16 protein-coding genes are annotated in these 14,484 nt (G+C 44.9%); 5 read left to right on the top strand and 11 right to left on the bottom strand.

The genetic code is table 11. From position 1 onward, the window contains the following. Window positions 1–108: 108 nt before the first annotated feature. The 7 genes from ACO0K1_RS05200 to purB all read right to left on the bottom strand — a co-directional run bounded on the left by ACO0K1_RS05200 (window position 109) and on the right by purB (window position 5,384). Window positions 109–291, bottom strand: a complete 183-nt coding sequence (locus ACO0K1_RS05200) for a YgaP family membrane protein (RefSeq protein ID WP_423023402.1) — start codon at window positions 289–291, stop codon at window positions 109–111. 102 nt (window positions 292–393) lie between these two features. Beyond that, window positions 394–1,053: a Crp/Fnr family transcriptional regulator gene (locus ACO0K1_RS05195; protein ID WP_423023400.1), complete on the bottom strand. Its 660-nt coding sequence runs from the start codon at window positions 1,051–1,053 to the stop codon at window positions 394–396. A gap of 342 nt (window positions 1,054–1,395) precedes the next feature. Further along, window positions 1,396–1,824 carry a MarR family winged helix-turn-helix transcriptional regulator gene (locus ACO0K1_RS05190; RefSeq protein ID WP_423023398.1) on the bottom strand — a complete coding sequence of 143 codons (429 nt, stop codon included), beginning with the start codon at window positions 1,822–1,824 and terminating at the stop codon, window positions 1,396–1,398. A gap of 101 nt (window positions 1,825–1,925) precedes the next feature. Continuing rightward, window positions 1,926–2,492, bottom strand: coding sequence for a YceI family protein (locus ACO0K1_RS05185; protein WP_423023396.1), 567 nt, complete (start codon window positions 2,490–2,492; stop codon window positions 1,926–1,928). Window positions 2,493–2,584: 92 nt separating this feature from the next. Then, on the bottom strand, window positions 2,585–3,151 hold the full coding sequence (locus ACO0K1_RS05180; RefSeq protein ID WP_423023394.1) for a YceI family protein: 567 nt from the start codon (window positions 3,149–3,151) through the stop codon (window positions 2,585–2,587). A gap of 51 nt (window positions 3,152–3,202) precedes the next feature. Then, entirely contained in the window at window positions 3,203–3,742 is a 540-nt protein-coding gene (locus ACO0K1_RS05175; RefSeq protein ID WP_423023392.1) for a cytochrome b, read from the bottom strand. A 274-nt stretch (window positions 3,743–4,016) separates the two neighbouring features. Continuing rightward, window positions 4,017–5,384, bottom strand: coding sequence for an adenylosuccinate lyase (gene purB / locus ACO0K1_RS05170; RefSeq protein ID WP_423023390.1), 1,368 nt, complete (start codon window positions 5,382–5,384; stop codon window positions 4,017–4,019). A 297-nt stretch (window positions 5,385–5,681) separates the two neighbouring features. On the opposite strand from purB, the gene ACO0K1_RS05165 reads away from it, so the two are divergent. Next, entirely contained in the window at window positions 5,682–6,290 is a 609-nt protein-coding gene (locus ACO0K1_RS05165) for a glutathione S-transferase N-terminal domain-containing protein (protein ID WP_423023388.1), read from the top strand. An 81-nt stretch (window positions 6,291–6,371) separates the two neighbouring features. Here ACO0K1_RS05165 and ACO0K1_RS05160 read toward each other — a convergent pair whose 3' ends face one another. From ACO0K1_RS05160 to asd, 3 genes are all read right to left on the bottom strand, one after another. Next, complete coding sequence (locus tag ACO0K1_RS05160) at window positions 6,372–6,737, bottom strand: hypothetical protein (RefSeq protein WP_423023386.1); 366 nt, start codon at window positions 6,735–6,737, stop codon at window positions 6,372–6,374. A 74-nt stretch (window positions 6,738–6,811) separates the two neighbouring features. Further along, window positions 6,812–7,012 (bottom strand): hemin uptake protein HemP, encoded by a 201-nt coding sequence (gene hemP, locus ACO0K1_RS05155; protein WP_423023384.1) that lies wholly within the window; start codon window positions 7,010–7,012, stop codon window positions 6,812–6,814. A 348-nt stretch (window positions 7,013–7,360) separates the two neighbouring features. Further along, window positions 7,361–8,206, bottom strand: a complete 846-nt coding sequence (asd, locus tag ACO0K1_RS05150; RefSeq protein ID WP_423023382.1) for an archaetidylserine decarboxylase — start codon at window positions 8,204–8,206, stop codon at window positions 7,361–7,363. A gap of 375 nt (window positions 8,207–8,581) precedes the next feature. On the opposite strand from asd, the gene ahpC reads away from it, so the two are divergent. The 4 genes from ahpC (at window position 8,582) to ACO0K1_RS05130 (ending at window position 13,057) form a co-directional block, all read left to right on the top strand. Then, entirely contained in the window at window positions 8,582–9,145 is a 564-nt protein-coding gene (gene ahpC / locus ACO0K1_RS05145; RefSeq protein ID WP_423023380.1) for an alkyl hydroperoxide reductase subunit C, read from the top strand. 240 nt (window positions 9,146–9,385) lie between these two features. After that, window positions 9,386–10,933, top strand: a complete 1,548-nt coding sequence (gene ahpF / locus ACO0K1_RS05140) for an alkyl hydroperoxide reductase subunit F (protein WP_423023378.1) — start codon at window positions 9,386–9,388, stop codon at window positions 10,931–10,933. Window positions 10,934–11,459: 526 nt separating this feature from the next. Continuing rightward, window positions 11,460–12,827 carry a hypothetical protein gene (locus ACO0K1_RS05135; protein WP_423023376.1) on the top strand — a complete coding sequence of 456 codons (1,368 nt, stop codon included), beginning with the start codon at window positions 11,460–11,462 and terminating at the stop codon, window positions 12,825–12,827. Between the two features lie 2 nt (window positions 12,828–12,829). Further along, the gene (locus ACO0K1_RS05130; RefSeq protein ID WP_423023374.1) at window positions 12,830–13,057 is read left to right on the top strand and encodes a hypothetical protein; all 228 of its coding nucleotides are present in this window, start codon (window positions 12,830–12,832) and stop codon (window positions 13,055–13,057) included. A 210-nt stretch (window positions 13,058–13,267) separates the two neighbouring features. On the opposite strand, the gene ACO0K1_RS05125 is transcribed toward ACO0K1_RS05130, so the two are convergent. Then, entirely contained in the window at window positions 13,268–14,083 is an 816-nt protein-coding gene (locus ACO0K1_RS05125) for a prohibitin family protein (RefSeq protein ID WP_423023372.1), read from the bottom strand. Window positions 14,084–14,484 lie beyond the last annotated feature (401 nt).

Here is a 14,484-nt window from a genome sequence, read left to right as displayed (position 1 = left end):
ATGAGAATTTCTCTCAGCGTGAGAGTTTCCGACATATTTCAAGTAAAGCGGTAATGTGTTCGTTGATAATTTTGGATATACCGGGGTCGGCATCCGCATGGGTGTTTTTTATTTTGGACAGCTATTGAATCCAAATAGGGAATACAGCGGGCAGAATCTGAATAAACCGGTAGCAAGTGCTACGATTCCAATCCACGCCCACTGCGGTCCGCCTACAAAAGTCCATCCAATCAAAACGATGCCTACAAGGATGCGAAGAATACGGTCTGGTCCACCAACATTGAGTTTCATGATAATTCCTTAGATCTGGTTTACATACGAGGAATGCCAAGTAAACCATCTGACCAGATACTTTGTATGTAACCAAAGTCACATAACGAGATACGCCTATCTCTAGCGTTCTTCTGTTAACACTCTAAGTGCTGCGGGATCTAGAATCTCAATTTTTCCTCGCCCTAGTCGCACCCAATTTTTTGAACTGAAGGTTTCCAAAATGCGACTGACCATTTCGCGTACGCTGCCCAGTTCATCGGCGAGTTGTTGGTGCGTCACTTGAAGATGCGCTCCCTTGCCCAGCAAAATATTGGCTAGTCTTTGATCAAGCCTCTGAAAACTGACTTCTTCGACGAGTTGCATCATGTCAGCCATTCGATCAGCCAATAGCTGAAAAAGAAAACCTCTGAACGACGTAAATGACGCCAGCTCATCAAACCATTTTCCAGGCAGTAAAAGTAATTGCGTCTCCTCTTCGGTGAAGCCACGCGCGCTATAGGCGATGCGGCCTAGCAGGCATGTGGTGGTTATGAGGCAAGATTCGCCCGGGAAAACGCGATAAAGCGGTATTTCACGCCCACTTTTTGTTGATTTAAGTACCCGAATACTTCCGCTGATTACCAATGGAAATCCGGTACATGGGTGACCTTCTTCAAATATGGATGTGTTTCCAGGCACCACCAGTTGTTTTGCTTCAGCCAGACATTGATCGCGAATTGTGTCAGGTAATTCGTTTAAAACCGGATAGAGGTTTAATAATTGAACTGTCGTCGCTGTCATGAAAAATCTCGTCTATTGAATGTCGCGTGAAAAGAATCGCAATACCAACTTTAAATGAACCTGTTCTGAGTCAATATCTGATGCTGTCTGCTGTCTGCTGTCTGCTGTCTGTTTTTTGACTAGTGGTTGTCTGGCGATCATGTTGCCGTTGACTATTGACTGTTTTTTGACGCATACAAAGAGATATTGTCCTTTTTTTAGGATCAAGTGCTTTTTCTTAGAATCATACTTAAATTTGCTATGCTGCAATGATTTTCTGATGGCTTCTTTAGTGTGGATTATTGCGAGTGACTTTAATCATTGTGTCGCCACTAACTCTGAATCAGCATACCTGATCAACACTTAGCTGACACTCAAATGCTGTTTCAATTTGCTCAGGGCGAGCTCTAATGCATGGTAGTCGTCGTCGGTGTAATGGGCAAATCGTTGTTCGCCAGCGACCACGACTTTAGGGAAAATGTCTTTAAATATCGCTTCACCTTCTGCGGTCAGCATTATAAAAAGCTGACGACGATCTTCGCCACCGCGCTCACGTTGGACTAAGCCTTTTTGTTCCAGACGGTCGAGTACGCCGGTCAGAGTGCCCTTGGTAATTAAGGTTTTTTCACCCAGTTCTTTGCAGGTCATGCCGGTCGTATTACCGAGTGTCGCAATAATGTCGAATTGCGCTGGCGTGTAGCCGAATTGGCGTACATTGCGTTTGGATGCTGTTTCAAACAGCTGCATACATTCGGATAACAAGCGGATGCTGCGAAGGTAACGTTTACTCATTTTTGATTCTTTTAAGGATGCCGGTTCTACGTTGTGACGGTCAGAACCGGCACCAATGATCAGCGCGCAATTGGGGAGATCATTGGTTGGTCTGGCGGGAGTTAGTCAGCGCGAACTGCTTCAACCTGGATCGACAATTTTACTTCTGGTGCAAAACGTGGTGTGCCATAGTTCAAACCAAAATCTGTACGTTTGAATTCCGCAGAAGCATCAGCGCCGCACACTTCTTTTTTCAACATTGGATGTTGAATACATTTGAATTTATTGATCGTTAATGTCAATGGTTTAGTCACGCCTAACAATGTGAACTGACCTTCCACCGCAACTGGCGTATCGCCGTTGAATTTGATAGATGTGCCTTTGTAGGTCGCAGTTGGGAATTTTTCTACATTGAACATATCGGCAGACTTGGCATGGTCATTCATTTTGACAAAGCCAAAATCGATAGACGATGTATCGATTGTAATATCGACAGTGCCAGTTTTTGCTGCGCGGTCTAAAGAAACAGTGCCGCTGGTTTTATCAAACTTTCCGCGCCATACGGAGATGCCCATATGGTCAGCTTCAAAACTAGGATAGGTATGTGATGGCTCGATCGTATAGTTGTCAGCGAATGCCGGGGCTGCACTAACAACTAAAGCTGCGGCGATGAGTTTTGCTAATTTCATTGATTGCTCCTGAGTGGATGAAAATGGGATGCCAACCTTGAACGATGACATCCTTGATTAACGTGTGATGACGACTTGGTTTTTACTTTGTTTTACTGCGTGGTGACTACATGAAACTTAATTGTTACTTCGTCGGCGACCATGCTGGTGTCTTTCCATTCGCCTTCGCCAATATTGAAGGCCAGTCGCTTGATTGGTAAGCTGCCGTCAAATATTTGATTCGCGCCTTCTTGCTTAACGCTCATCGGGAAAGTGACATTTGCTGATTTGCCTTTGATGGTGAGCGTGCCATTGACATCGAGTTTTCCTGCTCCGCTCACTTTCATGCTCGTGGCGACAAAGTTGGCTTTCGGAAATTGCGCGGCGTTAAACCATTCTTTTTTCAAGACTTCTTTGTTGTATTCGGCGTCACCCAAATCGAAGCTAGCAAGATCGATCTCGACGTTTGCTTTCGAGGTTTCAGGTTTAGTGGCGTTGTAATCAATGTTGGCGCTAAATTTTTTAAATTTTGCATCGACCGGCACATTCATTTGTTTGAATACGATGCTGACTGTACTTTTAGCATTATCAAGTTTAGCGACAGCAGCAAGCGCTGGTATTGCTACTGCAGCGACGATTGCCGAGGCAACAAGGTGTTTGGTATTGAGACGGAATTTCATAATAACCCTTTAGATTGTTTCTCAGACTTACTTTCAGACTTACTTTCAGACTTACTTATTTTTCAAACTCATGCGGCGTAACAGGCCATCTTTATCAATAAATTGATGCTTGAGAGCAGCTAATACATGCAAAATAACAACGCCCAAAAGCACATTCGTTAGTAATTCGTGTAATTCTTTGAGTGTATGTTTTAGCTCTGGATTTGGCCCTATGATGGTCGGTAATTCGAATAGTCCGAGGTAGACCACAGGATAGCCTGCGGCAGACGTATAAAAATAGCCGGATAGTGGCACCGCGAACATCAGTACATACAACAGCAGATGTGCGGCGTCGGCAGCTTTGGTTTGCCATTGGCTCATTGCTGCCGGGTAGGTTGGTGCAGTACTGAATAGACGTGCTAAAAGGCGTATCGCGACTAATCCCAGAACGGTGACGCCTAACCATTTATGATAGGAATAGTATTGCAATTTCGTTGGGCTGATACGCATGTCGGTCATCACTGTGCCGAGCGCAAAAGCGGCAACAATTAAGGCTGCGATCAACCAATGTAAAACGACGATTACGGCTGGATAACGTTGATTGTCCGTCATTCAAAAACTCCTGTTCATATAAAATTTAGTTCGTGTTAGAACTAATATAGCAAAAAAAGTTCAAGTCTGCTGAGGAGTGCTAATTTTCAGCAAAAGATGATCTGAGGCAATTAGAGGTAAATTGATGTAAATAGAGGTAAATAGCACATGCACGTGCACACATTACCCTGTATTGACTATAGAGCTCAGAAAAAAAAGCGCAATCAAAACAAATTGATTGCGCTTTTTCATTTGCATTTTGCTCTTGCCTGTTGGCAAATTCAAGTGCGATAAATTAGATGGCTTTGGCCAATTTTGCGGCGATACCGATGTAGTTTGCCGGTGTCATTGCCAGCAATACGTCTTTTGCTTCTTGTGGAATTGCCAGTCCTTCGACGAATTCGCGCAATGCTTCTTTGGAGATACCTTTGCCACGTGTCAATTCTTTTAATTGCTCGTAAGGGTTTTCAATTGCATAGCGGCGCATTACCGTTTGCACTGGCTCAGCGAGGACTTCCCATGTTGCATCCAAATCTGCAGCCAGGCGTTCAGGATTGGTTTCCAGCTTGTTGAGGCCGCGCAGGCAACTATCGTAAGCGAGAAGTGTGTAACCAAGCGCGACGCCAATATTACGCAGAACCGTCGAATCAGTCAGATCACGCTGCCAACGGGAGACAGGCAATTTTTCTGACAGGTGACGCAACAATGAATTTGCCAGACCGAGATTACCTTCTGAGTTTTCAAAATCGATAGGGTTAACTTTGTGCGGCATTGTGGACGAGCCAATTTCGCCCGCTTTGGTTTTTTGCTTGAAATAGCCAACTGAGATGTAGCCCCAGATGTCCCGATTTAAATCCAGCAAAATTGTATTCACGCGGGCAAACGCATCAAACAGTTCTGCCATGTAATCATGTGGTTCAATTTGAATTGTGTACGGGTTGTATGTGAGGCCCAGACGTTGTTCAATCACATTTTTAGAGAAGCTTTCCCAATCATAGTGCGGGTAAGCGGACAAGTGCGCGTTGTAGTTACCAACAGCACCATTCATTTTGCCAAGAATCTCAACTTGTTCGATCCGTTTTATTGCACGCTGGAGACGCGCGGTGACGTTGGCCATTTCTTTGCCGAGCGTCGTCGGGCTGGCTGCCTGGCCGTGCGTACGCGACAGCATCGGTACGTCAGCGTTGGTGTGTGCTAACTCAGTTAAACGGGTAATCAATTTTTGCAGAGAGGGCAACATCACGCTATCACGAGCAGTTTTCAACATCATCCCATGTGAGGTGTTATTGATGTCTTCCGACGTACACGCAAAATGGATGAATTCGCTGGCAGCTACTAACTCTGGCACATCTTTGACTTGTTCTTTGAGCCAGTATTCAACGGCTTTCACATCATGGTTAGTCACCGCTTCAATATCTTTAATACGCTGTGCATCAACCTCAGAAAAATCGGCAACCATTTTATTGAGCAAGGTATTTGCGGCTGCGGAAAATGGTTTGATTTCATCAAAGCCAGCTTCCGATAAAGCTTGTAACCAGGAAATTTCGACTTTCACGCGGTGATGCATAAAGCCAGCTTCGGATAAAGTTTTACGCAAGGCATCAACTTTGCTCGCGTAACGGCCATCAAGAGGGGAAAGGGCGGAGAGGGCGGATAAGGACATGATTGCTCGATGTGGTAATGTAAGATGGAAAGGCTTGCGCAAAAAACAACACTCGTCGGTTATTTTCTAACTAATTCAAGGTTTTAAATTAAGCTAAGTTTTTTGACTGTCTTTACTTGCTTTGGTTTGTTTTTGCGGCTAAACCGCGATTTTACCATTTCATAGGCACTTAAAGCAGGCTTTACCAGGTTGGTTTGCGGAAATTTGTGGCACATGTGCAATCCGTCTTGCCTTGGTGAAAGCAGCTTTTGATATTCAGAATGCTATAATCAAGTCACTATTATTCTTGTAAAAACTATGAAACTCATCGGCTCCACCACCAGTCCCTACGTTAGAAAAGTCCGTGTTGTAATGGCGGAAAAGAAACTTGACTACGCGTTTTTATTGGAAAATGTCTGGGCCAGCGACACGACAATTCAAGAATCTAATCCTTTGGGCAAAGTTCCGTGCCTACTAATGGAAGATGGTGGTGCGATGTTCGATTCGCGTGTGATCGTTGAGTATTTGGACACGTTAACCCCGGTCGGCAAACTGATTCCGGCCTTGGGCCGTGAGCGCGCTGAGGTGAAATGCTGGGAAGCGCTGGCGGACGGTGTGCTCGATGCAGCTATATTGGTTCGTCTTGAAAAAACCTTGCGTCCGGCGCAACAGCAGAGCGACGAGTGGATTGCGCGTCAAATGGCAAAGGTCAATGCTGGACTCAAAGCTATGTCGACTGGCTTGGCTGAAACGCCATTTTGTTCAGGCAATCATATGACGCTGGCCGATATCAGTGTGGTCTGCGCCGTCGAGTGGTTAAGTTTCCGTTTTCCTGAAATTGACTGGAGAACTGATTATCCTAATCTGGCAAAACTTGCAGCTAAATTGGCAGAGCGCCCATCGTTTAAAGATACGATCCCCTCGTAATTCAGTTACACGCAATCCATTGGCAGGTCGCCCGATGTATCCTCCGACCTGCCAAATTTCATCTGTCATCTGTAAAGACATCTAGCTTTTTAGCACCGTATCAGAACCGAATAAGCCAAATGAATAGCGGCTTTTCTTCTGCTGTAGAATTAACTGTTCATCAATAAATCCCGCCCACTGTTCATGCAATTGTTGACATGTGGCAAGGAGAACGGGTGTCATTTCCGGCATTTCACTTAAGGCTTTTAAGTGTCTCTCGATGACCGATGCAAGCTTAAGGCAGGCCGTACTTCCTTCTGGTAAAACCGATTTGACGCTGTAATGGGACATCAGGTGCAAGGCAGCGGAAAGTAATAACTCTGCGTGCTGTTGCGTTTTAGATGGAGCTTCCGTTGGTCGATCAGTGAAGCTGTCAGTTGGAATACTGCGATATAAAATGTGTTGCACAATCGTTCTCCCTTGAGTCATGGGTGGCTTGGCTGACTGGCAATTCACTGCTTAGCTGGCTGACGGTATTCAATTCAGGCGGTTAGGATCAGTTTATTTAATTGAGTGACCCGCAAACGATAAATTCGGCCTTCATGATCTATTTCAAGCTCTCTGCGATTTTGCATGAGGTCCTTACTTTTGTGTCGCAGGACAGGTTGCATCGTGTTGCGATCGCGCACGGCGACCTGGTCGATGGCGATTTGTATGACTTCATGTTGCTCATGAGTATTCATTGCTGTCTTTCGTTAGTGGGTAAAATAAAAATCCAATTAAATCGAATTTAATCAAATTAAATTAAATATACTTACATTAAATGAGAATAATTCGCATTTAATTATTAACGAAAAAAAAGACTTTTGCAAGGAATTTAGTCATTTACGTGACTTTATGCGTTGTCAGATTTGTGTTGAAACGGCGTGGTTTGCAGGACTTTGTCAGAGCGACAGTATGCAGGAGTCAGTACGCCCTACTAAGAGGGCAGACAGTGTTTGGATGGTCGGCCATCGCCCTTCCAGGGGATGACAACGTGGGAGCTGAAGTTGCAGTTACGTGCGCAATTAAGTGGGCAGCTAAGTGTGTGGTTACGCGAAGTCAGCCATTGACTCACCGAGCTTGACGCCGCTGGCAGGTTTCCAGGATGCGTTGAAACGTATATCCGCTTGTGGGAACAGTAAGACGACGGTGGAGCCAAGCATGAAACGCCCCATTTCTTCGCCTTTTTTGAGGACGATATTTTGATCCTGATAATCCCATGAGCGGACTTTACCTGGACGTGGTGGATTAATAATCCCATGCCATACAGTGGCCATGCTACCGACGATGGTTGCACCCACTAATGTCATCACAAAATTACCTGCGGCTGATTCAAAGAAACACACGACACGCTCATTTCGGGCAAACAAATTTGGCACCCCCCGTGCCGTCGTTGGATTCACTGAAAATAAATCACCAGGCACATAGACCATGCGCGTCAGCTTGCCATCGCAAGGCATGTGAATCCGGTGGTAGTCGCGCGGGCTAAGATAGATGTTCGCGAAACTCCCGTTTGCATATTCAGCGGCAGCCTTGCTGTCGCCGCCAATGAGCGCGGTGGTTGAGAATTCATGTCCCTTTGCCTGAAAAATCTGTCCTTGTGCAATCGGTCCGAATTGGCTGATAGCGCCGTCCACCGGGCAGATCAGATCACTATTGGCTAAGGGACGTGCGCCATGTTTTAAAGGGCGCGTAAAAAAATCATTAAAGGTCGCGTAACTGGTGATGTCTGGATTGTTTGCTTCATTCATATTGACCTGGTATTTAGCAACAAACCAGCGAATGAAATTGGTCGTTACTTTGCCCCATGCCGCATTAGCTGCTTTGCCGGCCAACGCAGTGAGTGCCTGCTTAGGCAATAGGTATTGAGTGAGAACGGCAAGTCGATCAGACACAGTAGGTGACCTTTGAATTGAAGTGGTCGGGAATTATAACGTTGCGCAAAGATAAATCACGTTTTTCCTGTATTGCAATGCAAAAAAATTGCTTTTTCGAGGTGATTATTCAAAGTTATTACTAATCCTTGATCATAGAAGGGGCATGACATATGGAAGAAGGAAATTTACGGTATACTTGATGTGATAGTTAAAATTAATTGAGTCGATAAAATTAATTAGTTTTTCATATATGTAAAAACGCACTATCATAGATACTTCATCACGTAGCACATGACGTAACTAAGCAAGCAATCAGCAAGCAATAAGCAAGCAATAAGCAAGCAATAAGCAAGTAAGTAAATAAGACACGTTTCAACCACTAAGGAAATTACCATGTCATTGATTAATACAATCGTAAAACCATTCAAAGCAACTGCTTACCACAATGGTAAATTTGTACCAGTAACGAATGAAGATCTGAACGGCAAATGGTCTGTTTTCGTATTCTACCCAGCAGACTTTACTTTCGTTTGCCCAACAGAATTAGGTGATCTGGCTGACCACTACGCTGAATTTCAAAAACTAGGCGTTGAAATCTACTCAGTTTCTACTGACACACATTTCACCCACAAAGCATGGCATGACACGTCAGACACTATCGGCAAAATCACTTACCCAATGATTGCTGATCCAACATTGGCGATTTCCCGCAATTTTGAAGTGCTGATCGAAGAAGAAGGCCTGGCACTGCGCGGTACATTCGTTGTGAACCCAGCTGGCGAAATCAAAGTATTGGAAGTGCATGACAACGGTATCGGCCGTGATGCAAAAGAATTGCTGCGTAAAGTACAGGCAGCGCAATACGTTGCTAGCCATCCAGGTGAAGTTTGCCCAGCAAAATGGACACCAGGTGCAGAAACATTGACACCATCCTTGGATCTGGTTGGCAAGATCTAAGTCGTCATGATTGACCTGCAATTGCCAGGTAATCTGATTCGTAATACTGCGCAGAATTATTGAAGATTCTTCGCTGTACACCACACTCTGATCTCGTTGATCAGAGTGTGGGCTGATGCAAAATTGCCCCGCATTTTTTGGCACTTCGCCGTCGTATCCATCACCTTCGTCGTCTTGCCCGGTTGGGACCATTCTGCATCAGTCCTAAATACACCAAGCTGAAAATAGGAAAGAAATATCATGCTAGACAATACACTCAAAACCCAGCTCAAAGCTTATCTCGAACGATTGACCCGCCCTATCCAATTGGTTGCGTCTTTTGATGACAGTGACAAGGCAAAAGAGATGCAAAGTTTGCTTCATGAAATCGCCGAATTGTCGGATAAGATTTCTTTGTCCGAAAATAATGATCCCGCGATCCGTAAGCCTTCGTTTGCGATCACTTCTCCTGGTCACGATATATCCGTCAGCTTTGCGGGTATCCCGATGGGCCATGAATTCACATCGCTCGTATTGGCATTATTGCAGGCTGGTGGACATCCGCCGAAAGTCGATGCCGACGTGATCGCGCAGATCAAAAATCTGGATGGTGATTTTCATTTTGAAACCTATATCTCGTTGTCTTGCCAAAACTGTCCTGAAGTCGTGCAGTCGTTAAATTTGATGGCGGTGCTCAATCCACGTATTAAATCGGTGACGATTGATGGGGCTTTGTTCCAGGCAGAAGTCGAGCAACGTCAAATCATGGCGGTGCCGACGATTTATCTGAACGGTCAAGTGTTTGGTCAGGGACGCATGTCGGTCGAAGAAATTCTGGCCAAACTTGATACCGGTTCCGTTCAACGTGCGGCAGAAAAATTAGACGCAAAAGCCCCTTACGATGTGCTGATTGTCGGTGGTGGTCCGGCAGGTGCGGCGGCAGCAATTTATGCAGCGCGCAAAGGTATTCGTACGGGCATCGTTGCGGAGCGTTTTGGCGGGCAAGTTTTAGATACGATGTCGATCGAGAATTTTGTATCAGTGACAGAAACGGAAGGACCGAAATTTGCGGTTGCTCTCGAACAGCACGTTAAAGCGTACGAGGTTGATATCACTAATTTGCAGCGTGCAGACAAGCTCACGCAAAAAGACGGCATGACAGAAATTGGTCTTGCAAGTGGTGCGACCTTGAAAGCGAAGACGGTGATTTTGGCAACGGGTGCACGCTGGCGCGAAGTCAATGTGCCTGGTGAAACAGAGTACCGTAATCATGGCGTCGCCTATTGCCCACACTGCGATGGTCCTTTGTTTAAAGGCAAACGCGTTGCTGTGATTGGTGGCGGTAACTCTGGTGTAGAGGCGGCGATTGATCTTGCCGGTATCGTCGGTCACGTTACCTTGATCGAATTCGCAGCCGAGTTGCGGGCAGATGCCGTGTTGCAGAAAAAGCTGCACAGCTTGCCAAACGTCTCCGTGATCACCCATGCACAAACCACGGAAATTCACGGTGATGGCAAAAAGGTTAACGGAATCAGTTATAAAGAGCGTTCGACGGAAGCACTCAAGCATATTGAGTTAGAAGGCGTATTTGTGCAAATTGGCCTGGTTCCAAATACCGAATGGTTGAAAGGTACTTTAGAGTTATCCCGTCACGGAGAAATAATTGTTGATGCCCGCGGCCAGACTTCATTACCGGGCGTATTCGCTGCTGGCGACGTGACTACAGTGCCGTACAAACAAATTGTGATTGCGGTAGGCGAAGGTGCAAAAGCAGCATTAGGTGCATTTGATCATTTGATCCGCAACTAACAATCCGACGAGCTAACCGGATGATCATCCGGTTAGCTGAATTTTTTGCAAGATGGCTCATACCAAGTTTGAACCTAAGGCAATATAAAATGACCTCATCCTATTACTTGATAACGGATGAGGTTTTTTTATTTTTCATTACGATAGGTACGCTTTAAGATGCGATGCGATGCGATGCGCGCAAGCTCAATGCTTCCTCAATTCATGATCAATTCATGCTCACACTGTGACGGGGGTAACTGAGGAGTAACTGAATTGCTAGTATCGTTGCTGGCGGTCTTCATATGATTGTAAAAAAGGTATTTTATTGATTAAATTGCTATAATTGATCATATTTCTGACTGCATCAATGATCTATGGCTTTTATCCCGCAATGGCTGCATAACTGGTTAGGTTTGAATTATCCTGAGAAACGCATTCCCTTTGCTTTCTCACTTCCACTCATCAAATCGACAACCTTACCGGTTCTTAATACGCTGTATCAATTACAAAAAAACGCGCGACAGATGCGGACGATGCCGAGTTTTTGTCATTGCTACTTAAAAACCTCAAACAGCTCAACCGGAGTAAAGCGAGTGTTGCCAGACGAGAAGAGTACAACCATCGTCTGACGGGATTGTTCTATCCGCTTGCAGTGGTGTTGGTAACACGATTTTCTAAGGACGGCGGTGTTCCTGATAGTGACAAGCGCGCACAGCTACTTGAATGCATGATTACGATCTGTACAGAATTGATCAATTCGCATGGTTTGTTGATCCAATATTTTCAACAATGCTCACGTTTTCGTTATGCACGTTCACTTCCGAACTTAGATTTGGCGATCTTTCGTTTGTTCGAATTTTTGAAATTAAAACAAACAATAAAAGGATTGCGTTACCAGGAATTGACGGCTAAATCCTGGAATATGGCCAATACGCTGATTCATATTCTGGCGGCATCCGAGCGTATGAATATTGTTCTAAAACCCCTTGAGCAGCAATACCGTTCGGACACGCCAACAGCAACCACGCGATCAATTGACGTCTATCTTTCGTTGCAAATCGTCGAACGCTTACAACTTAGTTATTGGCCAGTGCAATGGCAAATGTGGTTGCAGCGCTCAATCGGTTTGGGCGAATTAAAAATTGCATTGCATCAGAGCGCCAATCTGCCCAAGAATGCCCATACTTCATTGGTGTATTGTGCTGATATTTTACCTATGCGTTTTACGCAAATTAAGGGAGCCAATGAGATCGAACCATTGTGCTTACAGTGGGATCAATTACAAGTTGCCTTAACGTCTGATCTGGCACAGGTATTACGGTCGCGGCAGTATGAGACTTCAGCACCGTTATCTAAACATCTTAGTTTGTTTAGCCCAGATGAACGCCTCGCCATCGCGCAATTGCAATACCAATGTTATCGAGATTATCCGAGTCGCCAGTCGATCTTTATTGACCAGAAAAAAGAAGTGCCAGACCTGCGGATTTTTATTGGCTTTAACGACGTTTTCTCTTTACTGCATCATATTGGAACTGGCGGTGGATGGAAGGGCGTGGGGCAACGGATGTCCGATTTGCTAGCGAGACATTCAGCTGTGTTTTCAGACGACGCTGAAACAAGTGCCGGTAGTGCCTGGTTCTTACGTCATCAAGATGATAAATTGATTTGCTTGTCAACGTTAGAAAGTCGTCATACGTCAGTGATGAATATTGGTGACTTGGCTGCATATATGTTGGAACAGACGGATTGGCATCAACCGCAGCTAGGGGTAATTCAACGCATTTTGCGTCCACAAACAGGACAGGTTTATATCGAATTACGCGTGTTAAGTCAGTATGCAGAAGCCATTGTGATTGATGTGCAGCCAGGGGTGCAATTAAGCACTTCAACGGAAGACCAGAAAAAAAAATAGAAATGATTCGTGCGATCAAGGGAACCTATCAAAATTCAACACAATTACTTGTCCCGCGCGGCGTAAAATTTGAAGTTGATCGTGCGTTGAAAATCAAAACAAAGAATGGCCCCGAAACTATTCAACCAGGTCACCTTATTAGCGCAAGCAAAGGATTTAGTATGGTCGCATTGCGCCCAATAGAAAGTACCGATTTTCAGCCGCAAGACATAATACAGGCGGCTATTTAATTTGGTGATATTTAATCAGCGTCAGCGCTTTGCAATGTAAGTTGGTGCTGGCGGTGTGGCATGATTTTGTAGGCGTAGACTTCGCAGGAATCCCCTGGTTCTTAGGGCGAAAATGTTCGTATTTTGTCGGTCGGACGCAAACGGTGCTGTCATATTGAAGACGCCGATTGCAACCGCCCGACTACTCTAAGAAAATAGCCCTTTCAGCTTCTAATGACTGTTTTCAGTCGTACTACCTTTACCATTGACGTTGATAAACGGAATTGCGCCGCCGGTCGTGGTAGGTAAATGACCATCCCACTTTTCAATTGCTCTGGCTTGATTTTCAGTTTCTCTCAAACGTAATAATTCAGGCGTGACTTGCTGACGTTGCAGTGCAAGAGCTTCAGCTTCTGCGCGTGCACGTGAAACCTTTTGTTTTGCCTCTACTTCAATCCGTTGGAGGTCTCGTTCTGCCTTCATTTTTAATTGATCCGCGGTGGTTTTTGCTTCGATCGCCTCGTTGAAAGTTTTACTGAAATTAAAATTAACGATAGAAAATTCATCGACGATCAGACCGTGTCTCGCCATGCGTTCTTTCAACGCCATCACAATTTCATCGCGAACCTGAGACCGGCGTGAGATGAGTTCTTCTGCCGTAAACCTTGCGGTAACTGCTTTTACCGCTTCTTGAACGCTAGGAATAATAATTCTTTCGCCAGGTTCATTTCCCAAATCGCGATAAACGGAGACGACTGCATCGGGGCGCACGTGGTAATTGATGGCGATTTTAGTGTGAACAGTTTGCAAGTCTTTGGAAGCGGCATCGCCGTCGCCTTCACCTTTTTGAATCGCAACACTGACTTTGTGCATTTTTTGTGCAATTGGCCAAATAAAATGAATTCCTTCGCTATACACTTCTTCAGACGGCTTTCCGAACGTCGTGAGAACGCCGCGTTCACCCGCTGGAATAGTGGCAAACGGGCTAATGATAAACAACAATATAAGAATAGCGATCAGTGCCGCAATTTTGGGAATATTTTGCATAATGATAATCCATCGGTTGTTAGAAAAACATCCAAAGTATAGGTGTTTATTCTGTCAATAAAAGCGGTAATTTACACTGCAAAACACCACTGTTGTTTTCTGGTTTATCCGCAGGAGAATGCGCCGTGGCCTGCCTGATCAATGATTGAAGAGACTTTTTCCCCGTTAAAAGGAAGGGGAAAGCCGTGCAAGCGATGTGCTGAAGAAGCAATGTATTGATGGGAATGTTCCCATCGAATCTGGTAAATAAAAATAAAAATAAAAATAAAAATAAAAGGCGAATTCTAGGATGAAGTGCAATTTATGAACGGTACCGGTTAATGAGGGCAAGATGCGATAGCATTTGTGCCTTTTTGACCGGCCAGTCGAAATTGCATAATGAACTACACACATCTCACCCA

The organism is Undibacterium sp. SXout20W (assembly GCF_049340285.1).
Lineage (GTDB): Bacteria > Pseudomonadota > Gammaproteobacteria > Burkholderiales > Burkholderiaceae_D > Undibacterium.
Note: the sequence above shows the minus strand (reverse complement) of the source record. Positions and strands in the feature narration are given on the sequence as shown.